Genomic DNA, 21,576 nt, shown 5'->3' on the forward strand with positions numbered 1-21,576 from the left:
TCCTCAGGCGGTGACGGGCGCAGTGGCCGCCGCGGTAGCGTTGGCCGTGCCGGCGGACTTCATGCCGTTGGCGCCTTCGAGCACTGCTTTGACGATGTTGTGATATCCCGTACAGCGGCAGAGATTGCCGTCGAGTTGGGCCCGGACGTCGTCGCCCGTGAGATTGGGCTGGCGCTCGACGAGCGAGACCGCGCTCATCACCATGCCGGGCGTACAGAAACCGCACTGCAGGCCATGGCAGTGTTTGAAGGCGGCTTGCATCGGATGCAGCGCGCCGTCTTTGCTGAGACCTTCGATGGTGGTCACGTCCGCGCCTTCGGCCTGGACCGCGAGGATATTGCAGGATTTGATGGCGCGGCCGTTCAGGTGGACCGTGCATGCGCCGCACTGGGCGGTGTCGCAGCCGATGTGCGTTCCTGTTAGGCGAAGTTGATCGCGCAGGAATTGGACAAGCAGGGTGTTAGGGTCGATTGAGGCGCTGATGGGCGCGCCGTTCACCGTCAGACTGATGCTGATCGCCATGAAGTTGTCTCCTTATGGGGTGAGACCGGACCGTTGTTTTTCCTGCCTTCAGCTGCCTGTTCCGTAGGGTCCGATGAGGGGACTGCAAGCTTGGCCGCTTTCGCGGTTGGGGTTTTTTATGGGTCTGCCGAAAAGTAAAGCACAAATTGGGTGGGGGCGCTATTGGGTTGTGTGCCTGCGGCGGGTTTGTTGTTGGTCTGGCTCGTTGGGCCTTTTCTTGCTGTGCTCGTGGTCTGTTCTGGTGTTGGTCTTTTGGTCTTTGGGCCTTTCCTTGCTGTGTTAGTGGTGTATTAGCGTTGCCCCTGTGCGGGGCGGCACCTACTTTTCTTTGCCCGCCCTCCATGTCAGGCTAGTTGTCGCCTCACTCGAACGATTGATGTAAAGATGGAGGGCGGACAGCGAATGGAATATGAGACGCTATTCAGCAGAGACGCGGGAATGGGTAGTCAAACAGATGATGCCGCCGTTCAATCGTGCGGTCATCGAGCTGGCAGGGGCGACGGGCATCACGACGGTGACACTGCGTGCCTGGCGGCAGAGCGCGAGACAGGCTGGGGGATTCATGCCGGGCAATGGCAAGACAAGCGATCAATGGTCGAGCGCCGACAAGTTCAGGGTGGTGCTGGAGACGGCATCGCTGAACGAGGTGGAGACCTCAGAATACTGCCGTAGCAAGGGCATTTATCCGGAGCAGATCCGGCAGTGGCGTCAGGCGTGCGAGCAGGCCAACGTGCCGGAGGCGAAACTCACGGCTGCCCAGCGCAAGGAAGTGAAGGCTCACCAGAAGCGCATCCGTGAACTGGAGCGCCAGCTCAAGCGCAGCGATGCGGCCCGTGCGGAGGCGGCGGCGTTGCTGAACCTGCGAAAAAAAGCCGACGCGATCTGGGGCAAGGAAGAGGAAGACTGATCAGCAGCCCGGATCGCGATGAAGCCATGCAGTTGATCGATGAAGCCGTACGGCAAGGGGCATGCCGCTCGCGAGCATGCGAGCAGTTGGGGCTCAGCATACGCAGTGTCCAGCGCTGGCGCCTGTTGCCGCATGACGGGCGCACTCAGGTGAAGCGTGCAGCGCCGCCCAACAGGCTGAGTGAAGCCGAGCGGCAGGCCGTACTCGATGCGGCCAACCGCCCGGGCTACGCGAGCCTGACGCCGCACCAGATCGTGCCGAAACTGGCCGATGAGGGGGTTTATCTGGCTTCCGAATCGACGTTCTACCGGGTGCTGAAAGCGGCAGGACAGGGCCAGCGCCGGGGCCGCGCGCGTGCCCCGCAACGACGCACGCTCACGACGCATTGTGCCGATGGTCCGAATCAGGTGTGGTGCTGGGATATCACCTGGATGCCGACCACGGTAAGGGGCCGGTACTTCTACTGGTACATGATGAAGGACATCTACAGCCGCAAGCTGGTGATGAACGAGGTCTGGGAGCAGGAGTCGGCCGAGCACGCGAGCGTGCTGCTGGCCAAGGGGTGTCTGCGTGAAGGCGTCGCCGGGCGTCCGCTGGTGCTGCACTCTGATAACGGCAGTGCAATGAAAGGCGCCACCATGCGCGCGGCGATGATCGATCTGGGTGTGCAGCCTTCGTTCAGCCGGCCGCGTGTGAGCAACGACAACGCTTTTGCCGAATCGCTGTTCCGAACGGCGAAGTACTGTCCGTTGTGGCCAGAGCAGCCGTTCGACACGCTGGAGGCGGTTCGGCAATGGGTGCAGCGCTTCGTGCAGTGGTACAACGAAGAGCACTGTCACAGCGGTCTGAAGTATGTCAGCCCGGGCCAACGTCACCGGGGCGAAGCCAGTGACCTGCTGGCCCGACGGCGAGCGCTGTACCGGAGCGCACGCATGCGAAACCCGGCGCGCTGGTCAGGAGCTATCCGGAACTGGCATCTGGCAGACGCGGTCTATCTGAATCCGGAACGAACCTCGGCCTCGGCCCAAATGTACAGGCAGGCAGCGTAACGGTTCACGCGACAACTACCTTGACACACACCGCAGGCAAAGAAAAGTAGGTGCCGCCCCGCACAGGGGCAACGCTAATAGACCACTAACAAAGCAAGGAAAGGCCAAATGACCAAAAAGGGGCAACCCCAAACAGACCACGAACACAGCAAAAAAAGGCCAAAAGCGCACCACCAACAACCGACTACCCGGCAACGCCAAAAACACCCCCCCAGCCGCCCAGGCTAACCCCTCACTCTTCACTTAGCCAACTTGGAATGCCGCCGCGAATACCCAAAGTAAATCACCATCCCAATGAGTAACCAAACCACAAACGCGATCCAGGTCACAGCCTGAAGATTAACCATCAAGAACAGGCAAGAGGCGACAGCCAACACCGGCACAACCGGCACACCCGGACACCGGAACGCCCGCGGCAACTCAGGATGCGTCTTACGCAAAACCAGAACCGCAATCGACACCATCGAAAACGCGGCCAACGTGCCGATATTGATCAACTCAGCCAGCACATTCAACGGCACCAGCGCGCCAATCAACCCGAAGAAAATCCCCACCAGCCATGTCGTAAAGAACGGCGTAGCAAACTTCGGATGCACCTTCGAAAGCTTCGCAGGCAACAAGCCATCCCGCGACATCGCGAAAATGACCCGCGTCTGGCCATACGCCATCACCAGAATCACCGTCAGCATGCCCAGCACGGCGCCAAGGTCGATAAATCCCGCGACCCACTTCTCACCCACGACCTGCAACGCATACGACACCGGATGCGAAATGTTCGCGAATTGCGCCGACGGCACAATGCCGGTCACCACAGCCGCCACAGCGACGTACAGCACCGCGCACACCCCCAGCGAGGCAATAATCCCGATCGGCAAATCACGCTTCGGATTCTTCACTTCTTCCGCCGCGGACGACACGGAATCGAACCCGATAAACGCAAAGAACATCACCGCCGCCGCGCCGAACACGCCGTTCCAGCCGTTCGGCATGAACGGATGCCAGTTCGCCGGCGTCACGTGGAAAACGCCCACGCCGATCACCAGCAGCACCACGGTCACCTTGATCGCCACCATGATGTTGTTGATTCGCGCAGACTCACGCACGCCAATCGACAACAACGCCGTAATCGCCATCATCACGAGAAAAGCCGGCAGGTTGAACAATGTCTCGTGCCCCGGCAAGGCGCCCGGCGCCGCAGTCAGTGCAACGGGCAGGCTCACACCGAAACCCGACAGCAGCGATTGCAGATAACCCGACCAGCCGACCGATACCGCCGACGTCGCCAGTCCGTACTCGAGCATCAAGTCCCAGCCAATGATCCACGCAGCCAGTTCGCCAAGCGTGGCGTACGAATACGTGTAGATGGACCCCGCGACCGGAATGGTCGACGCAAACTCGGCATAGGCGAGCGCAGCGAAACCGCAGGCAACCGCCGCGATCAGGAACGACACCATCAGCGCCGGGCCGGCCTGAACGGCGCCCGTGCCGGTCAGCACGAAAATGCCGGTGCCGATAATCGCGCCGACGCCAAGGAAAGTCAGATCGAGCGCGCCAAGCGCTTTTTTCAGGCCGGCGTTCTGAACGCTCGCGGCGATCATGTGCTCGACGTTCTTCTTGCGGAACAGGGACATTGGCGGTGGGTCTCCAGTAGTGCACGCATCTTGCGCGCCGAATGTCGGGAAACCTTCGATTTTAGCGGATACGCGCTCACGCACCATTTTGGGACGGTGTTTCTGGCGGGGATGCGGCGGGCGGAAAATACTTGAGGGACGGGTGCCGGGCGAGGCATTTGTCTGAAGAATCCGCGCAGGGGAAAGATTTTCGCCCGCTGCGCCGCCAATCAGGATGGGAATCGCTCTCTTGCCGTTCTGCCCGTAGCGCTCGCGTGCTCTGCAGCGAGCGCCGAAGAAGAAACCTCAGCCGGCCATCGCCGGATTCAGATCGACGAGACGATTGCTCATCACATAAAAGGTCAGTTCGGCGTTATTGCGCAGCTTCATCTTCTCGAGCAGCCGCGTGCGGTACACGCTGACCGTCTTCACCGACAGCGATAACGTCGTGGCGATGTCCGTCAGCCGCTTGCCGGACGCCAGCATGCACAGCGTCTGGTATTCGCGGTCCGAGAGCTTTTCGTGGGGCAATTGTTCGCCGTCGAAAGAGACATAGTCCGCCAGCGCTTCGGCCATGGCCGGGCTGACGTACTTGCGGCCCGCCGCGACCTGCTGGATTGCGCCGATCATCTGCGCGGCGTCGACGGTTTTCGACAGGTAGCCGGCGGCGCCGGCTTTCAACGCGCGCACGGCGTACTGGTCCTCGCGGTACATCGAGAACATCAGCACGGCCACGCGCGGCGCCTTGCGTTTCAGGCGCTTGAGCACTTCGACGCCGTTCATGTCGGGCAGCGAAATGTCGAGCAGCACCACGTCGTAGCTGTGCTGGGCGACGGCGTCGAGCGCCTCGACGCCGCTTTGCGCCTCGGTGACTTCGCGCGCGATGCCGCGGTCGAGCAGCAACTGGCGGACGCCCTGGCGAACCACGGCATGGTCGTCGGCGAGCAGGATGCGCAGGCTCATGATGGCGTGCTCACGATTGCAGCGCGCGGCGCGTGGCGCCCGGTGCGCCCGCCAGCATCGCATCCCACGCAAAGCGTGCGCGTACCAGCGTGCCGCGCAACGTTTCACCGCTGTCGTTGCGGCGCGACGCAACCCGCCGGGCGCTAATGCGCAGGGTGCCGTCGAAAGCGGCGCAGCGCGCCTGCATGCCGCTCAGGCCGAAGTGGCCGCGACGGCTGCGCGCGTTGCGCGTCACGCCGATGCCGTCGTCGCTGACGATCAGCGTCAGATGACGGCGGCCGGTTTCGATCCGCACGTCGGCGGATTCGGCGCGCGCATGCTTTGCGATGTTGTTCAATGCTTCCTGGGCGACCCGGAACACGGCCAGCGCAGCGTCGGTGGGCAGGCGCGTGAGCCGTACGTCGGCGGCGCAGACGAAGCTCGTGCGCAGGTTGGTGCGTGCGGCGAAGTCGCGAGTCCATTGCGACAGCGAGCCGACGATCCCCGCTTCGAGCGACGGCGCATGCAGTTCCGCGACGGCCTGGCGGCTGGCGGCGCACACGGCGTCGAGCGAACGATTCGCGACGGCAAGCGCGGCGGCGCATTGCTGCGGCGCATCGGCGGGCAGCCAGGTTTCGACGCCGGCAAGGGCGAAACGCGTCGCGGTGAGCTCGGCGCCCACGCCGTCGTGCAGTTCGCGCGCTACATGGCGGCAAGCCGCTTCCTGCGCCTGAACGAGTTCGGCCGACAGTTCGCGCACGCGCGCGCGCAGCAGCGCGAGTTCGCGCTCAGCAGCGGATTGCGGCGCGGCGTGAGCAAGTGAGGGCGCAATGTGAGTGCCAAACGGGACGACAACCGGGGCGACAACCGACGTATCCATGACTTTCCCTCTCAGGAAGCAGTGTGGCCGGCGAAGCGGGTGCGCATCGGCGCGAAGACAAAAGAACGCATGCGAGTCTCTGGCCTCCAGTGATGTCTTTGAAGCGTTGTGCGCGACGGACAAATTGCTACGCTGTGGCGTAACGAAATTTACATTCTGTAACATGCGGCTCATGCCATTGGATGGCATGTAAATCGACCGATCGTGCGCCGCGATGATATCTTAAAAAAAGAAAAAATGCAGGTGCACCAAGGGTTAGCGCGTATATTTCACGCAATGGTTGATGTTCTGCAACATTTGATCTGTAGGAATAATACCGACGTCAAATGTTAAAACAATGGCATTAATTTGTAACTGCGCAACAAAAAAGGAGCCCGGAGGCTCCTTTTTGCTGATGCGCGGCGCTGACCGCTCAATCCAGGTGTCCGCTCAACCCACGAACGCCTTTTCGACCACGTAGTGACCCGGCGCATTGTTGCTGCCTTCCTGGAAACCCAGGTCGTCGAGCAGCTTGCGCGTGTCGCGCAGCATGTGCGGGCTGCCGCACAGCATCACGCGGTCGTCTTCGAGCGAGAAGCCCGGCACGCCGAGGTCGGCGAACAGTTTTTCGGTTTCGATCAGCTCGGTGATGCGGCCGCGGTTCTGGAACGCTTCGCGCGTCACGGTCGGGTAGTACAGCAGCTTTTCCTGCACCAGTTCGCCCAGATGCTCGTGCGCCGGCAGGTGGTCCGTGATGTATTCCTTGTACGCCAGTTCGTCGACGAAACGGCAGGTATGGGTCAGGACCACGCGCTCATAGCGATCGTAAATGTCCGGATCCTTGATGATCGACATGAATGGCGCGAGGCCGGTGCCGGTGGACAGCAGCCACAGCGTCTTGCCCGGCAGCAGGTTGTCGGCCATCAGCGTGCCGACCGGCTTCTTGCCGATCAGGACTTCGTCGCCGACCTTCAAATGCTGCAAACGCGACGTGAGCGGGCCGTCCTGCACCTTGATGCTCAGGAATTCGAGGTGCTCTTCATAGTTCGCACTCGCGAGGCTGTAGGCGCGGATCAGCGGCTTGCCTTCCACTTCGAGACCCACCATCGTGAACTGGCCGTTTTCGAAACGGAACGACGGATCGCGCGTGCAGGTGAAGCTGAAAAGCGTATCAGTCCAGTGATGGACGCTCAGGACGGTTTGTGAATTCAGGTTGCTCATGGCTTCTTGGATAGTGCGAAAAAGGCGGCCAGTCGTTGGAGCCGGCCGGCACGGCAAGGGCGATGCTGCGCTAACCCGAGCTCGGGAATCACGCGCAATCTGCTATTTTACCGCGCTCGCTGCCAGAGGGCTGCGGCGCGGCGGTTTAGCGCGGTAAAGCGGATTACCGGACCTGGAAGCGGCGGCGCCAGCAGTTGTCACGATTGGCGCCGCGAAGTACGTTGGCGTGGCGATATCCGCGCTTCAGCAGGGGTACGGCGACGGGCGCAAACCGCGCTGGGCGGCTGCCACCGGCTGTCCGGCATGCGCCGGATAGGCGCGCCGCGCCGGCAACATTTTCAGGATGATACCGAAACCTGCCGTGCACCGCAGCATTGACCCTGCTGATAAAACTGGCAAAGCATCGCGTGCGGCGCGTTGCCGGTCAGGCCGGGGCCGTCACACGCTTCTTGCCGCGCTGCTTCAGGACCCTTGCCTGCAGCACGATCACCAGCAGCAGGAAAACCCCGCGAATCACCGATTGCCAGTACGCCGAGAGGCTGATGAACCCAAGCCCATTCTCGAAATTCAGCAGATTGAACACCAGTCCGAGCAGTAGCACACCGGCGATCGTCATCGCAATCGAGCCTTCGCCACCGGTGAGCAAAGTGCCGCCGAGCACCACCGCCGAGATCGCGAACAACTCCCAGCCGACGCCTTCGTTCGGCTGTCCCGCGCCGAACTGCGCGGCGAGGATGACGCCCGCCATGCCGGCGAGCAGGCCGCTTACCGCGTAAGCCATCACCAGCGTGCGGTCGACGTTCAGGCCCATCAGCCGCGCCGCTTCGTCGCTGCCGCCGATGGCCAGCGAATGCCGCCCGAAGCGCGTGCTGCGCAGCGCGAGCCAGCCGGCCACGGCGGCCACCACCGCGACGATCCCCGGGATCGGCAGGCCGAACAGATCGCCTTGACCGAAGTTGCCGAAGTTCGAGTCGGCGGCAATCGACACCGCATCGTTCTTGCCGAGCAGCAGCGCGACGCCGTGCGCGCCGAGACTGGTGGCGAGCGTCACGATGAAGGGCAGGATTTTCAGTCGCGTGATGATCAGACCGTTGAGCACGCCGACGGCCATGCCCGCCGCACAACCGGCCAGAACGGCGACCCAGCCGCCGTACACGCTGGTCAACGCGGCGACGACGCTGGCCAGAGCGGCCACCGTGCCGACCGACAAATCGATCCCGCCCGTGATGATGACGAAGGCCATGCCGATCGAGATCAGCGCGAACATCGAGTTGTAGCGCCAGAACGAGGTGATGTTGTAGGCCGAGCCGAAATGGTCGTAACGCACGAGGCCGAGCACGACGAGCGCGACGAGGGCGATCAGGATGGGGAGGTTCTTTTTCATCGCATCGAATCCGGGAGTGTCTTACCGTGAGCGCCGCTGCACATAAACTGCCGCGATGATGATGCCGGCTTTCACTACCAGGGCCGCCGCGTCGGGAATGCCGTGCGCGAGCAGCGTATAGCGCAGCATCTGGATGATCAGCGCGCCGATCAGCGTGCCGCCGATATACGCCTTGCCACCCGTCAGCGCCGTGCCGCCGACCGCCACTGCGGCGATCGCGTCGAGTTCGACGCCGAGTCCCACCACATTCGCATCCGACGACGAATTCACCGAGATCGAGATCAGTCCGGCCAGTCCCGCGAGCGCGGCGCATACCGTGTAGGCGATGAGCTTCACGGTGGCCGTCGGCACGCCGCAGAGATAGGCGGCCTTTTCGTTGCCGCCGGTGATCAGCAGATACTGGCCGAACAGCGTTTTGCGCACGATCCACGCGAACAGCACGACCAGCGCAAGCATCAGCAATACCTGAAACGGCACGCCGGCGACCTTGCCCAAGGCGATCCACTGGAAGGCGGGCGTGTTGAACGCCTGCAAGCTGCCGTCGGTGACGACCTGGGCGATGCCGCGCCCGGCGATGAACAGCACCAGCGTCGCGACAATCGGCTGGACGGATAGCCTCGTCACCAGCAAGCCGTTGAAGACGCCGCAGGCGGCCGCCGCCAGCACCGGCAGCACGAACGCGAGCGCAATGCCGCCGGGTCCCGGAATGTTCAGGAACAGCATCGGCGCGAGCGCGCCCGAGATCGCCATCGACGCGCCCACCGACAGATCGATGCCGCCGGTCGCCACCACCAGCGTCATGCCGATGCCGACGATCACGATCGTCACCACCTGCGTCATGTTGACGTTGAAGGTTTGCAGCGACCAGAAGTGCGGGGTGAAGATCAGGTTGAACAGCACCATCGCGAGCAGCACGATCACTTCGCGTTGCATGGCGAGGTGCCGCCATTTCTTCACCGTCGAGGCCGCCGTGGCGCGCGGCGCGGCGTTGTCCGGCAGCGGCATCGGCTGCGTGGCTTGGGTGGGCTGCGTATGCAACGACTCGGTGTGCAACTTAAGCGCCATGACGGTCGCCCTCCAACGCGTCTTCGATATGTGCGGCGTTTGCCGTTTGCGCGGCTTCGACCAGTTGCGACTGGCCGTCGCTGCCGTAGGCGATAGCGTCCATGATCGCGGTCTCGCTCATGTCCGCACCGTTCAGTTCGGCGACCGTGCGGCCGTCGCGGATCACCACCGCGCGGTCGGCTACGGCGGTCAGTTCTTCGAGCTCGGAAGCGGACAGCAGCACGGCAAGGCCCGCATCGCGCAGTTCGCGCACGATCTTCGCGACATCGGCTTTCGCGCCGACGTCGATGCCGCGCGTCGGCTCGTCGAGCAGCAGGAGCGAAGGCTCAGCGGCAAGCCAGCGGGCGAGCAGCACCTTCTGCTGATTGCCGCCGGACAATTCGCGAATCGGCTGATCGGCCGAGCGCAGCTTGATGCCGAGCGACGCAATGAAACGCTCGACAATCGCCTGCTGTTTCTTCACGTCCACCACGCCGTTCTTCGCCAGCGTGCGCAAGCAGACGAGCGTGAGGTTGTCGCGCACCGAGAGTTCGGGGACGATGCCTTCGGCCTTGCGGTCCTCGGTGAGGTAAGCGAGGCCGCGCGCGATGGCATCCTGTGGCGACTTCAACGTCACCGCCTCGCCGCCAATCGACAACGAGCCTTGTTCAAGCGGATCGGCGCCGAACATCAGGCGCATGGTTTCGGTGCGGCCCGAGCCGAGCAGGCCCGCGAGACCGACCGCTTCGCCCGCATGCACTTCGAGCGACACATCGCTCACTTTCGGATGTGTGCCCAGATGCATCGCGGCGATCGCCTGCTTGCCGCGCCGCGCGAGATTCGCCTCGCGCGCGGCGGCATCTTCCTGCACGACGGCGGCGAGGGTGCGGCCGAGCATCGTCGTGACGAGTTGCAGCTTGTCCATCTCCGCCATCGTGCTTTGCGCGACCGTCTGGCCGTCGCGCATCACGGTGACGCGGTCGCATAGCGCATACAGTTCGTCGAGCCGGTGCGAGACGAAGATCACCGCGCGGCCGTCGTCGCGCAGCTTGCGCACCACGGTGAAGAGCAGTTCCACTTCGCGTTCGTCGAGCGACGAGGTGGACTCGTCCATGATGACCATCTTCGCATCCGACGAGACGGCGCGCGCCAGCGCCACCATCTGCTGGATCGCAGTCGAATAGCGGCCGACCGGTTTCTTCACATCGATCTGCAAGCCGAACGATTCGAGCAGGGCGGCGGCGCGCGTCTGCACCGCACGCCAGTCGATCAGACCGAAACGGCGTGGCTCACGGCCGAGGAAAATGTTCTCTGCCACGGAGCGGAACGGCACCAGGTTGATCTCCTGATAGATCGTGCTGATGCCCGCTTCGCGCGCCTGTTTCGGGGTGCGGAAATCGACTTCGCGGCCTTCGAAGCGCACGCTGCCCGAGCCGCGCCGATAAGCGCCGGTCAGGATCTTGATCATGGTCGATTTGCCGGCGCCGTTCTGGCCGATCAGCGCGTGCACTTCGCCGGCCGCCACGCTCAGATTGGCGCTGCGCAGCGCGGGTACGCCGCCGAAGCTGATGCCGATATCCTGCATCTCCAGCAGCGGCGTGCGGATGTGGGGGGCGTGTGGTGTCTGCGTGCCGGATTCCGTCACGGGTGTCCTCCTGATGCGTGTGCTGCTTCACGTGCCGGCTGAGCTTGCAGCATGAGACGCACGTGCGAGCCGCTGTGACCATTCGTTCGGGTGCTATGCCGACGGTGCCGCCGAACCATATTACGCCGCACCAAAGCAAAGCGACGGCTCATGAAAAGCGAAGCGACGGCCCGTGCTGCCACGAACGCGTCGCTCCGAACCCTTCTCGCCACCCGCCCCCGAGGAGACTGATTCGGGGCGGGGACGTCCTGCGGGCACTGCCCTGAAGAGGCTTGCCGCGCGGTACGGAGCGCGTGGACCACGCCGTTCAGGCATGGTCCTCAAGCTGCATAACCGCGTGTACGACGGCGCCTGTCGATCAATAGCCGTACTGCATGTTCTGCTGCACGTTGCTCTTGTCGTAGAAGCGGTCCGACACCTTGACCCACGTCGGGATCTTCTCGCCCTTCGCGTAACGCTGGGCGACGTCACAGGCGAGCGGGCCGAAGAACGGGCTCGATTGCACGCTTGCGCCGAGTTCACCGGCGGCGATTGCATCCATGCCGCCCTTGGTGCCGTCGATCGTGACGATCTGGATGTCCTTGCCCGGCTGCTTGCCGGCTGCCTTGATCGCGGCGATCGCGCCGAGCGCCATTTCATCGTTATGCGCATAGACGGCGGTCACGTCAGGATGCGCCTGCAACAGCGTTTCCATGACCTGGCGACCCTTGTCGCGCGCGAAGTCGCCGCTTTGCGAGGCGATGAGCGTCATGCCCGGATTCTTCGCGATGACTTCGTCGAAGCCCTTCTTGCGATCGTTCGCAGCCGACGCGCCGGTGGTGCCTTCGAGTTCGATGATCTTCGCCTTGCCGCCGGTCGCCTTGACCAGCCAGTCGGCGGCGCGATGGCCCTGATCGATGAAGTCGGAGCCGATGAAGGTGATGTAGTCGCGGCCCGCCTTGGCGACCGACTGATCGACGTCGCGGTCGACCAGGATTACCGGAATGCCGGCCTTCTTGGCCTGCAGCACGACCGGCGCGAGCGGCTTTTCTTCGCGCGGCGGGAACACCAGCAGATCGACGTGCTGCGCGATCATGTTCTGGATATCCGATACCTGTTTCGCGTTCGAACTGTTGGCGTCGGTCATGACCAGCTGCCAGCCGCACTTCGCGGCGATGTCCTTGAAGCTCTTGGTCTCCGCGAGACGCCACGGATTGTTGCTTTCGGTCTGCGCGAAGCCGACTTTCAGCGGGGTCTTGTTGGGCAACTTCGGCAACGCGTCGTCGGCGTGCGCAGTGGCGACGCCGAACCCGATTGCCAGAGCCAGCAGCGAACCTGCCAGCGGACGAATCTGTTGCTTGCGCACGTGCTTGCGCGACTGCGTGTTGAGCGACGCCATTGTCTTCCTCCAGTACCGGTGAGATGTATTTGCTTTTTAGTGTTTCTCCTGTCGGCGAGGTTGCTTCACCCCGACCGCACGTGCCGATTATTTCACCGAGAATTATTATCGGTCAATCACTAATAATATTAATTGCTGGCTTTTTTGCCTCGGTAATTACCCTCACCGAGCCGCGTTCGACGAGCGGTCCGTCGAGTTTTACCAGCCGGTGCCGCACCGGTGCGCCGGCCGCGCGGTTGTGTTCTTCCTGCAGCAAGGTTTCGACGGCCCAGCGCCCCAGTTCATAGTTCGGCAGCACCACCGTCGACAGCGGCGGATGCGTGTGACGGGCAATTTCCTGGTCGTCGTAGCCGAGTACGGAAATGTCTTCGGGCACACGCAGGCCGAGTTGCTTCAACGCCTCGATCGCACCCAGCGCGGTCAGGTCGTTGGCGCAGAAGATGGCGGTCGGCGGATGGGCTTCGCGCATCAGGGAGAGTGTCATTTCGAAGCCGACCCCCGAACTCCAGTCGCCGTCGCGCACCAGTTCCGGCGCGAACGGCAGATCGGCGGTGGCGAGTGCGGTGCGATAGCCCTTGAGGCGGTCTTTCGAGGCGTCCTGCCACGGCTCGCCGTTGATATAGCCGATCCGCCGATGTCCCGCCTGCAGCAGATAGTCGGTTGCCAGATGGCCGCCCGCGACCTCGGCGGGCACCACCGACGACACCGCGCTTTCGCTCGTGTAGCAGTTCAGCAGCACGGTGGGCACCTGCGAGAGCGCCGTTGGCAGGGTGACCTTGCGGGTGTAGACGGTCGCGTAGATCACACCGAATACGTGCGGGTTCGACAGCGTGGCGTCGAGCACCTGCTTTTCGATGTCGGCATTGCCGTGGGTCGAGTAGACGGCGAGCATCTTGCCGTTTGCATAGGCCGCATCGCGTGCGCCGTCGACGTTGACGACCGGGTGGGGGCTGGTGGAAATCTCGTCCGCCAGGTAGACGATCAGGTTGCGCTCGTCGTTCGAAGCCGACACCGGCTCGCGTAGCGAAAGCCGGTAGCCGAGGTCGTGCGCGGCCTTCAGCACCTTGTTGCGGGTGGTCTCGGAGAATTTTGCGCCGGTCGCGTTGTTCAGGACCAGCGAGACCGTGGATTGCGACACGCCGGTGAGCTTGGCGATGTCGGTCATGGTCGGACGGCGTTGAGTCGATTTTTTCATTGTGCGGGCCGCGTTACAGCGGCGCGAAAACAAGGGCATGCCGGTGGCATTCGTGGTGCGACGGTACCACTAATAATATGCGCGCAGCAACGCGCGCTAACCCGCCATTTGGGAGCTTCTAACAGCACGCGAATGGGTCAAATCAGACAAATTTATGACTAATAATATTGACCGATGTGCTTTGGCGTGCGATTCTCGGTCGCGCGGACCCTGGCGGTCCGCCGGCCGCGCGCTGTGTGCGGCATGTCATAGGAGACATTGATGGGCGTTCATGCCGCCATCCGCCTGAGGCCCGGCCTTTTCTGACCATGCGCGACGTTTCCTTGAATCCGGTCCGGCCCTTCGGCCATGAACTCACCGAGCTCGCGTGGCTTGACGACCCCGCGATCGCGCCGACGCTTGTCATGCTGACTTCAGGCGCCACACGCGTGGTGGTCGCGCCTGAAATCGGCGGCGCGCTGGCGGCTTACTACGAGTCGACGCCCGCAGGCCCGCTGCACTGGCTGCGGCCAGCCACGCAGGGAGCGTTCGAAGAACGCGATCCGCTGCGCATGGCGAGCTTCCCGCTTTTTCCCTACTGCAACCGGATTCGCGACGCACGCTTTCAGTTCGACGGCGGCATGGTCGATCTGAACGGCAATGACGTGCGTTTTGCGCACGCGCTGCACGGCAACGCGTGGCGGAGTCCCTGGCAGGTGGGGACGCGCACGGAGCGCTCGGTGGAGTTGCACTTTGAACACGAACCGGATTCGCAGCGGCCAGGTGACTGGCCATTCCGTTATCGCGCGAGGCAACGCATCGAGTTGATTGGCGGCGCGCTGCGTATCGCGATGTCCGCGCAGAATCTGAGTGAACGGCCAATGCCCTTTGGCATGGGCCATCATCCGTACTATCCGCGCACTGCGCAGACCCGTGTCTTTGCCAATGTGCAAGGCATGTGGCACGCCGACGCGGACGTGCTGCCCACGCATCTCGGTCCGCACCCGGCGGTCGAGGCGCTGCGTCACGGCATGTCGCCGGATGCGTTCGCGCTCGACAACAACTTCGCCAACTGGTCGCGCGAGGCGACGATTGCGTGGCCCGACGAACACCGTCAATTGACGATGACCGCCGATGCGCCCTTCGATCATATGGTGGTATTCGCGCCCGCCAACGATACGCAGCTATGCGTGGAACCGGTGACCAACACCACCGATTGTTTCAACGCGGTCGGCATGCGGGAGCAGGTGGGCGGCTGCGTGTTGCAGCCAGGCGAGGAGATTGCCGCGGCGCTGAACTGGACACCGCGCAGGGGCTAGCTCAGGGACTAGCTTAGAGACTAGCTCAGGGGCGGGTTCACTCCACCCGCAACCGCGCCATGTACGGCAGGTGATCCGACAGCCACGCGGTTTCCTGCGTCGGCTGGATCCATTCGATCGGTTTCATTCCGCGCACGAACATCTTGTCGAGCGCGAGCGCCGGCGAGAAGGCCGGGAACGTGCGGGCGGATTCGCCGAGCAATGTGGCCACTTCCTGCAGACCGTGTTCGGCAAAGAGCGGCACGGAGTCGTTGCGCCAGTCGTTGAAGTCGCCGGCCAGCACCAGCGGACCGTCCGGTGCTTCTTTCGCGATCCAGTGCGCGATCCAGTTCATCTGCCGCAAGCGCGCCGAGCGCGTGAGCGCGAGATGCGCGCACAGCAGCGTGACCGAATGACCGCCGAAGGTGGCTCGCGCTACCAGCAACCCGCGCCTTTCGAAGCGATGCGCGGAGATATCCCAGCGTCCGCCGAGGTCGAGCGGATGTGGCGACAGAATCGCATTGCCATGCCGCCACGACGGCTTGAACACGTTTGGTCCAAGCGCGATTTCGAGTTCGGCCGCGCGTGCGATCTCAGTGGCCTGACAATGCCAGACATCGCTTAACGGATCGGCGAGCGGCGAGCCGAAACTGCTCGCCAGCATCGGCGAGGGCATGCGTCGCGCCATCGCTTCCTGTAAAAAATACGCGTCCGCGTGGGTCGACTGAACCCAGCGCTGCATGGCCTGCCACGCCTGAAAACCGAGCGGTGTGCGGCCTTTGTGCAGATTCCAGCTCACCGCAATGAAATCCTTCGGCGCTACGCTCTCGCGGATCAATTCTTCTGGGTTTCGCATGCCGCGTTGTCCACGTGTTCTGTTGAGGCTTCGGTTGTTCGCTTGAGTTTGCTCGAGTTTGCCTGGACCTGCGCTGGTTTGCGGCTGCTTCAGCTCCAGCTCCAGCTCCAGCTCCAGCTCCGGCCTAATCCGGACTGCTTGCGAGGCTTGCACGCACGCGGTAGACCAGCTTCGGATCCTTGTCGACGATTGTCCAGCTGGCCCATTGGCCGGCCGGCACTGTCAGACCGGGATGGCTCGCGCTCACCTGACGCGGTTGCGGCGGCAGCTTGCAGCCGGTGTCGGTTTGCTGCGGGGCGTCTTCCTCGAAGGTTTCCTGCGCGTCGATCGACAACGTGACCGCGTTCGCATCCGCCCGCAGCGGCGAGACCGTCAGCGTGCGCGCCAGATCGATGCTGCCGCCAGGCTGGTCTTTACAGCCGACGTTGTGCTGCACCACCTTGTGATGCGTGTCCGTGCGCGCCTGGCCGACGGTCGTGGTGCCGTCGAACGAATCGATCTGCTGGCCGTCGCGCATGACCTGCAACTGCCATTGCACGACCTGCTGCGCCGACCCTTGCGCGTTGGCAAGCAGTGAGGTGCCGAACAGCGCGGCGGTCAGCACCGCGGCGATACTGGTTTTCCACATAAACAAAGTCTCCGGTCACTGCATCCGGCAGGGTAGACAGAAGGCCATCTTACGCCTGATGCGCTGAACGCCTTTCTGACATTTCAAACAGGGCCGGGTTCAGCAATACAGTATTTCAGGTGGGGTGGGGTATCACCGAAAACAAGCCGTTGTTAGCAGCAGAGCCGCACGACTGCTGGCTTGCACACGAAAATGTCATCGTTACACTGGACTTGAAACGGCGCCCATCAGGCGCCGCAGCAGCAAGGCCAGCCAGACGGGGTGAGCGATGACAACAGCCATGGTCAAACAGGAAATCGCCGTAGCATCTTTCAGCCGGGTGTACGACCTCGATCAGGTCGAGCACGCACTGAACGATCTCGGTGAAGGCGCGAACGAAGCACTGCGCGCCACATACGAAAAGATGCTGAAAACCGGCAATCTGCGCTTCTGCGTCAAGCCGAACCGGATGCCCTCGATCGACGATCTGATCGACGCGCTGCCCAACTTTTCAGCACCGCTCGACGACATCCGCAAGCAGGTCGCCTTGTGTCTCGAGACCGAGGACCGTCTCGAACTCATGCCGATCCTGCTGCTGGGCGACCCGGGTATCGGCAAGACTCACTTTGCCAAGCAGTTGGCGCGCCTGCTCGGTACCGCCTACCAGTACGTGGCGATGAGTTCGTTGACCGCGGGGTGGATCTTGTCGGGTGCCTCGTCGCAGTGGAAGAACGCCAAGCCGGGCAAGGTGTTCGATGCGCTCGTGAACGGCAGTTACGCGAATCCCGTGATCACGGTCGACGAAATCGACAAGGCCACCGGCGATTCGCAATACGATCCGCTCGGCGCGCTTTATGCGCTGCTGGAACACGACACGGCACAGGCTTTTATCGACGAATTCGCCGAGATCCCGATCAATGCCGGCCACGTGATCTGGATTGCGACGGCAAACGACGAGCGCTCGATCCCGGAGCCGATTCTGAACCGGATGAACGTGTACGAGATTCCGCCGCCGGATCACGACGGCGCGCGCCGTATCGCCCAATCGATCTATCACGAGATTCGCTCGGCGCATAACTGGGGGCTGCGCTTTCCGGAAACACTCGGCGACGCCGCGCTCGATGCGCTGAAGCTGGCATCACCCCGTGAAATGCGGCGGGCGATTCTGAATGGCTTCGGCGCGGCGCGCATTGACGGGCGCGATGGGATCGAAGCCGGGGATATCAGGCTGGATTACGGAAATCGCCGAAAACCGATCGGTTTTTGAGGTTTTTTACGCCGTTTTTGTGCGAAAACCGCCTTCAGAGGGGTTTATTGAGGTTGCAAATCGGGTATCCATACCGAAAATAAGATGAATGCTTCGGCAATTGTTGCTAATTACGAGGTGCGATTGCGTCGTGGTACATGCCATCTGCGCCGCCGTCGTGCATCCGGCCCGCATGAAGAGTCGAGCGCGGCGGCCGTCGGCGGCGTACACTAATCCTGTCCGAAGCATGCGTTTTAGACCTGTTCAAGACCGAATGCCCGCAGTTCCGACTGCGGGCATTTGTGTCTGTGCAGCGTCGTGCAATTTTTCCAGACGGTTGCGGAAGGCCAGGAGCGTTCGACAGCGAGCGGTGTGCGGTTCTCGATAGCCGCACCCTGTCTTCATGGTTATCGGGTGAACGAGGCAGCGCGCGGCAAGGTTGGCCGCGTCAAGGGACATGGATCAAATCGAATGTGTAGTGATCGGCGCAGGCGTGATTGGCCTCGCCGTGGCGCGCGCCCTCGCGGCGCGCGGGCGCGAAGTGATCGTGCTGGAAGCGGCCGAGGCGATCGGTGTGGGCACCAGTTCGCGCAATAGCGAAGTGATTCACGCGGGGATCTACTACCCACGCGGCTCGCTAAAAGCGGCGCTCTGTGTGCGCGGCCGCGAGATGCTCTACGAGTACTGCGCCGAGCACAACGTGCCGCATTCGCGCTGCGGCAAACTGCTGGTGGCCACCTCGCGCAATCAGATTCCTCAGCTCGAAAGCATTATGGCGAAAGGGCGCGAGAACGGCGTGCTCGACCTGATGCGGATCAACGGCGATCAGGCGCAAGCGCTCGAACCCGCGCTCGAATGTGTGGAGGCCGTGTTTTCGCCGCAGACAGGCATTGTCGATAGTCACCAGTTGATGCTGGCGATTCAGGGCGACGCCGAGCGCGACGGCGCGGTGTGTGCGTTCCACGCGCCGGTCGAGGCGATCGAGGCGAGCAACGGCCGCTTCATCATCAAGGTGGGCGGCAGCGCGCCGACCACGATCAGCGCCGCCTGCGTGATCAACAGCGCCGGCTTGCAGGCGAACGCGCTGGCCCGCACGATTCGCGGCCTCGATGCGCGCCATGTGCCGCCGCTTTATCTCGCACGCGGCAACTACTTCAGCATCTCTGGGCGCGCACCGTTCAGCAGACTGATTTATCCAATGCCGAACGAAGCCGGCCTTGGCGTGCATCTGACTATCGATCTCGGCGGCCAGGCGCGCTTCGGTCCGGACGTCGAATGGGTCGATGCGATCAATTACGACGTCGACCCGCATCGCGCGGATGCCTTTTACGCGGCGATTCGCGCGTACTGGCCCGCGCTTCCCGACCATGCGCTGCAGCCCGCTTATGCGGGAATTCGTCCGAAGCTTTCCGGTCCGGGCGAACCCGCCGCCGATTTCGTGATTCAGGGGCCGGCCGCGCATGGCGTGCGCGGGCTCGTCAATCTGTTCGGTATCGAGTCACCAGGATTGACAGCCTCGCTGGCGATTGCGCAGCGCGTCTGCGAATTGAGCGGGCGCGCCTAATCGTCGCACCGCGGGTTTTCACTCAGATTCTCACACTCATGCGATTAACCGGCACACCGCGCTCGATATTCAGGCGCGGTGTCGTACCAATTCGCTTATCTCTATCATTTGGGTCGTCACGCGTAACGGCTTCATTGCTATCCTTGGGGACCGCTGTCACCAGAACGGCGATCAGTTCAATATAAATGGAGTGAGTCTCCCATGAAATCTTCCCGTCGTACGTTTTTGATCACCAGCATTGGCGTGGCATCGACTTTCGCGCTGTCGCGCCAGGCTTTCGCCGACGCGCCGCAGGTTGCCGAAACCGATCCGACCGCTCAGGCGCTCGGCTACAAGGCTGACGCAAGCAAAGTCGACAAGGCGAAGTTCGCGAAGTACGCAGCCGGCCAGGATTGCGGCAACTGCAGCTTCTATCAAGGCAAGCCGACCGACCCGTACGCGGGCTGCCCGATGTTCGCGGGCAAGCAGGTCGCGAGCAAGGGTTGGTGCAGCGCATATAACAAGAAGGCCTGATTTCGTTTCAGCCGCGCGCACGTTCAGTGGCGCGGCCAATGCGCTGCAACATGGCAGCGCCGGACTACCGTCCGATCATCGAGGCGTCTGCCGCTCTGCGCGGCAGACGCTTTTTTGTTGGTGAGCGATCTGCCGACCTTCGCGGTCAGGCAAATGAAGTGGCCCGACTGAGCCGATACGCCATGAGGCGCCTCTTCGTCTAGCTGCGTGCCTGCATCAACGGCGGCCGTTTGTCGAACCATGGCCGAGCCGTTTCGAGTTGCGCGGCTAGCCGCAACAGCGTTGCTTCACCGCCGTTGCGTGCGGCGAACTGCACGCCGATAGGCAGCCCGCGCGCGTTCCAGTAGAGCGGCACCGACATCGCCGGTTGTCCGCTCAGATTGAACAGCTCCGTGCATCCCGCCCACGCGAACGCCTTGTTCGACGCTTCGGTCAACAGCTTCTTCATCAGCGGTTCGAGCGGCATGGCCGTGACGGCGCGCATCTGCATGCGTTCCGCTGAGGTAGGGTGCATTTCGCCGATCTTGATCGGCGCGCCCGCAAGCGTCGCACACAGAAGCACGTCGTAGCGGTTCAGCAAATCGGTAAGGCGGTCAGTGATGCGGCGTTGTTCTTCCAGTGCGCTCGGCAGGCCACGTTCGCCAAGCTTGCGGCCGACATGCGCCATGGCCCATGTCGAGATCTCGAATTCGTCGCGCAGCGGTTTGCGGCCCGTGATGCGGTCGGCGTTCAGCACCATTTCTTCCGCCGTCACCGACCAGAGCATCAGGAACGCATGGCGGACCGCCGCGAAATCGATCCCGAGCGATACCGGCTCGATGTTGTGCCCAAGCGAACTGGCGAGTTGCGCGGCATCTTCGAGCGCGGTGCGCGAGTCGGTGGAGAGCGAAGGCGCCAGCATCGAATCGGTGACGTAGGCAATGTTCAGCGGCTTGCATGGTTCGCGGGTCGCGCCAAGGAAAGTGCCCGGCGCGCCGAGCGGTCTATCCGCGTTGCCCGCCAGCAGATCGAGCAGCAATGCGCTATCGCGCACGCTGCGCGATACCGCGTGATCGACACCGAGTTCGCCGACCGCCGCAGTCGGCGCCGCGCGCGGCACACGTCCGCGGGAAGGCTTGAGACCGAATAGTCCGCAACATGACGCGGGAATGCGGATCGAGCCGCCGCCGTCCGAGGCATGTGCAAGCGGCACAATGCCTGCGGCGACAGCCGCGGCCGCACCGCCGCTCGAACCACCCGGCGTGTGGTCGAGACTCCATGGATTACGGCACGGGCCGAACAGTTCGGGCTCCGTATAAGGCATCTGGCCGAGTTCGGAAGTGCTGGTCTTGGCGAAAATATTGAGGCCCGCCGCCTTCGCCAGTGCGACAACCGGGGCGTCCTCGGTGGGGATGAAGTGGCGATAGTGGCGGCTGCCCATCGACATGCGCAAGCCGGCCACCGCCGCACCCAGATCCTTGATCAGAAAGGGCACGCCCGCGAGCGCTGCCTGCGCGCTTTCACGGTCCGAATGGTTTGCGCGATTCGTTCTGCTCTCGTCATCGCGCGAGGCACGCTGACGCGCGGCGTCGTAGTCCTTCAGAACGATCGCATTGATCGCGGGATTGACGGCCTCCGTACGGGAGATCGCGATGTCCAGCAATTCGCGTGCGCTTGCTGCGCGGTTTCGAACCAGTTCGGCGAGGCCGATGGCGTCATGGGCGAGATAGTCTGATTGCACGACGCTAGGGCCCTCTCTATTTTGAATGTTGGGTTTG

The 21,576-nt window shown here is 62.9% G+C and carries 18 protein-coding genes; 5 read left to right on the plus strand and 13 right to left on the minus strand.

Annotated elements, in window-relative coordinates; translation table 11 throughout:
- Positions 1-3: 3 nt before the first annotated feature.
- Positions 4-522 carry a (2Fe-2S)-binding protein gene (locus GH665_RS00725; protein WP_153134270.1) on the minus strand — a complete coding sequence of 173 codons (519 nt, stop codon included), beginning with the start codon at positions 520-522 and terminating at the stop codon, positions 4-6.
- Positions 523-931: 409 nt separating this feature from the next.
- Here GH665_RS00725 and GH665_RS00730 point away from each other — a divergent pair.
- Positions 932-2,478, plus strand: a protein-coding gene (locus tag GH665_RS00730; protein ID WP_425496026.1) for an IS3 family transposase whose coding sequence is annotated in 2 segments (ribosomal slippage) — positions 932-1,397 and positions 1,397-2,478 — 1,548 coding nt in all. Because the reading frame shifts where the segments join, the coding sequence is not laid out codon by codon here.
- A 239-nt stretch (positions 2,479-2,717) separates the two neighbouring features.
- On the opposite strand, the gene bcaP is transcribed toward GH665_RS00730, so the two are convergent.
- The 9 genes from bcaP to GH665_RS00775 form a co-directional block, all read right to left on the minus strand.
- Positions 2,718-4,109, minus strand: coding sequence for a branched-chain amino acid transporter BcaP (gene bcaP, locus GH665_RS00735; RefSeq protein WP_028197763.1), 1,392 nt, complete (start codon positions 4,107-4,109; stop codon positions 2,718-2,720).
- 285 nt (positions 4,110-4,394) lie between these two features.
- The gene (rqpR, locus tag GH665_RS00740; protein ID WP_153134271.1) at positions 4,395-5,051 is read right to left on the minus strand and encodes a response regulator transcription factor RqpR; all 657 of its coding nucleotides are present in this window, start codon (positions 5,049-5,051) and stop codon (positions 4,395-4,397) included.
- 10 nt (positions 5,052-5,061) lie between these two features.
- Positions 5,062-5,910, minus strand: coding sequence for a sensor histidine kinase (locus GH665_RS00745; protein WP_153134272.1), 849 nt, complete (start codon positions 5,908-5,910; stop codon positions 5,062-5,064).
- Positions 5,911-6,339: 429 nt separating this feature from the next.
- A complete protein-coding gene (locus tag GH665_RS00750; protein WP_153134273.1) occupies positions 6,340-7,110 on the minus strand; it encodes a ferredoxin--NADP reductase in 771 nt (256 codons plus the stop codon).
- Between the two features lie 424 nt (positions 7,111-7,534).
- Entirely contained in the window at positions 7,535-8,494 is a 960-nt protein-coding gene (locus tag GH665_RS00755; RefSeq protein WP_153134274.1) for an ABC transporter permease, read from the minus strand.
- Positions 8,495-8,515: 21 nt separating this feature from the next.
- Entirely contained in the window at positions 8,516-9,499 is a 984-nt protein-coding gene (locus GH665_RS00760) for an ABC transporter permease (protein ID WP_153138152.1), read from the minus strand.
- A 49-nt stretch (positions 9,500-9,548) separates the two neighbouring features.
- Entirely contained in the window at positions 9,549-11,123 is a 1,575-nt protein-coding gene (locus GH665_RS00765) for a sugar ABC transporter ATP-binding protein (protein WP_167530970.1), read from the minus strand.
- Positions 11,124-11,541: 418 nt separating this feature from the next.
- The gene (locus GH665_RS00770) at positions 11,542-12,561 is read right to left on the minus strand and encodes an ABC transporter substrate-binding protein (RefSeq protein ID WP_153134276.1); all 1,020 of its coding nucleotides are present in this window, start codon (positions 12,559-12,561) and stop codon (positions 11,542-11,544) included.
- A 112-nt stretch (positions 12,562-12,673) separates the two neighbouring features.
- Complete coding sequence (locus GH665_RS00775) at positions 12,674-13,726, minus strand: LacI family DNA-binding transcriptional regulator (RefSeq protein ID WP_153138154.1); 1,053 nt, start codon at positions 13,724-13,726, stop codon at positions 12,674-12,676.
- Between the two features lie 338 nt (positions 13,727-14,064).
- Here GH665_RS00775 and GH665_RS00780 point away from each other — a divergent pair, with 338 nt between their 5' ends.
- On the plus strand, positions 14,065-15,054 hold the full coding sequence (locus GH665_RS00780; protein WP_153134277.1) for an aldose 1-epimerase: 990 nt from the start codon (positions 14,065-14,067) through the stop codon (positions 15,052-15,054).
- A gap of 37 nt (positions 15,055-15,091) precedes the next feature.
- Here the strand turns inward: GH665_RS00780 and GH665_RS00785 are convergent, their stop codons facing one another.
- Positions 15,092-15,889, minus strand: coding sequence for an endonuclease/exonuclease/phosphatase family protein (locus tag GH665_RS00785; RefSeq protein ID WP_153134278.1), 798 nt, complete (start codon positions 15,887-15,889; stop codon positions 15,092-15,094).
- 124 nt (positions 15,890-16,013) lie between these two features.
- The gene (locus GH665_RS00790; protein WP_153134279.1) at positions 16,014-16,517 is read right to left on the minus strand and encodes a hypothetical protein; all 504 of its coding nucleotides are present in this window, start codon (positions 16,515-16,517) and stop codon (positions 16,014-16,016) included.
- Between the two features lie 268 nt (positions 16,518-16,785).
- On the opposite strand from GH665_RS00790, the gene GH665_RS00795 reads away from it, so the two are divergent.
- From GH665_RS00795 to GH665_RS00805, 3 genes are all read left to right on the plus strand, one after another.
- Complete coding sequence (locus GH665_RS00795; RefSeq protein WP_153134280.1) at positions 16,786-17,763, plus strand: AAA family ATPase; 978 nt, start codon at positions 16,786-16,788, stop codon at positions 17,761-17,763.
- Positions 17,764-18,199: 436 nt separating this feature from the next.
- Complete coding sequence (locus GH665_RS00800; protein ID WP_153134281.1) at positions 18,200-19,306, plus strand: NAD(P)/FAD-dependent oxidoreductase; 1,107 nt, start codon at positions 18,200-18,202, stop codon at positions 19,304-19,306.
- Between the two features lie 201 nt (positions 19,307-19,507).
- The gene (locus tag GH665_RS00805; protein WP_153134282.1) at positions 19,508-19,819 is read left to right on the plus strand and encodes a high-potential iron-sulfur protein; all 312 of its coding nucleotides are present in this window, start codon (positions 19,508-19,510) and stop codon (positions 19,817-19,819) included.
- A gap of 199 nt (positions 19,820-20,018) precedes the next feature.
- On the opposite strand, the gene GH665_RS00810 is transcribed toward GH665_RS00805, so the two are convergent.
- On the minus strand, positions 20,019-21,539 hold the full coding sequence (locus GH665_RS00810) for an amidase (protein WP_153134283.1): 1,521 nt from the start codon (positions 21,537-21,539) through the stop codon (positions 20,019-20,021).
- Positions 21,540-21,576 lie beyond the last annotated feature (37 nt).

The sequence above is a fragment of the Paraburkholderia agricolaris genome (assembly GCF_009455635.1).
Lineage (GTDB): Bacteria > Pseudomonadota > Gammaproteobacteria > Burkholderiales > Burkholderiaceae > Paraburkholderia > Paraburkholderia agricolaris.

Bases quoted from the DNA above. Each gene is read 5' to 3' on its own strand.
- GH665_RS00800 (WP_153134281.1), top strand. From the start codon at position 18,200: ATGGATCAAATCGAATGTGTAGTGATCGGCGCAGGCGTGATTGGCCTC.
- GH665_RS00750 (WP_153134273.1), bottom strand. From the start codon at position 7,110: ATGAGCAACCTGAATTCACAAACCGTCCTGAGCGTCCATCACTGGACT.
- GH665_RS00755 (WP_153134274.1), bottom strand. From the start codon at position 8,494: ATGAAAAAGAACCTCCCCATCCTGATCGCCCTCGTCGCGCTCGTCGTG.
- GH665_RS00805 (WP_153134282.1), top strand. From the start codon at position 19,508: ATGAAATCTTCCCGTCGTACGTTTTTGATCACCAGCATTGGCGTGGCA.
- GH665_RS00745 (WP_153134272.1), bottom strand. From the start codon at position 5,910: ATGGATACGTCGGTTGTCGCCCCGGTTGTCGTCCCGTTTGGCACTCAC.
- GH665_RS00770 (WP_153134276.1), bottom strand. From the start codon at position 12,561: ATGGCGTCGCTCAACACGCAGTCGCGCAAGCACGTGCGCAAGCAACAG.
- GH665_RS00790 (WP_153134279.1), bottom strand. From the start codon at position 16,517: ATGTGGAAAACCAGTATCGCCGCGGTGCTGACCGCCGCGCTGTTCGGC.
- GH665_RS00760 (WP_153138152.1), bottom strand. From the start codon at position 9,499: ATGCCGCTGCCGGACAACGCCGCGCCGCGCGCCACGGCGGCCTCGACG.
- GH665_RS00775 (WP_153138154.1), bottom strand. From the start codon at position 13,726: ATGACCGACATCGCCAAGCTCACCGGCGTGTCGCAATCCACGGTCTCG.
- GH665_RS00725 (WP_153134270.1), bottom strand. From the start codon at position 522: ATGGCGATCAGCATCAGTCTGACGGTGAACGGCGCGCCCATCAGCGCC.
- GH665_RS00785 (WP_153134278.1), bottom strand. From the start codon at position 15,889: ATGCGAAACCCAGAAGAATTGATCCGCGAGAGCGTAGCGCCGAAGGAT.
- bcaP (WP_028197763.1), bottom strand. From the start codon at position 4,109: ATGTCCCTGTTCCGCAAGAAGAACGTCGAGCACATGATCGCCGCGAGC.
- GH665_RS00795 (WP_153134280.1), top strand. From the start codon at position 16,786: ATGACAACAGCCATGGTCAAACAGGAAATCGCCGTAGCATCTTTCAGC.
- GH665_RS00780 (WP_153134277.1), top strand. From the start codon at position 14,065: ATGCGCGACGTTTCCTTGAATCCGGTCCGGCCCTTCGGCCATGAACTC.
- rqpR (WP_153134271.1), bottom strand. From the start codon at position 5,051: ATGAGCCTGCGCATCCTGCTCGCCGACGACCATGCCGTGGTTCGCCAG.
- GH665_RS00765 (WP_167530970.1), bottom strand. From the start codon at position 11,123: ATGCAGGATATCGGCATCAGCTTCGGCGGCGTACCCGCGCTGCGCAGC.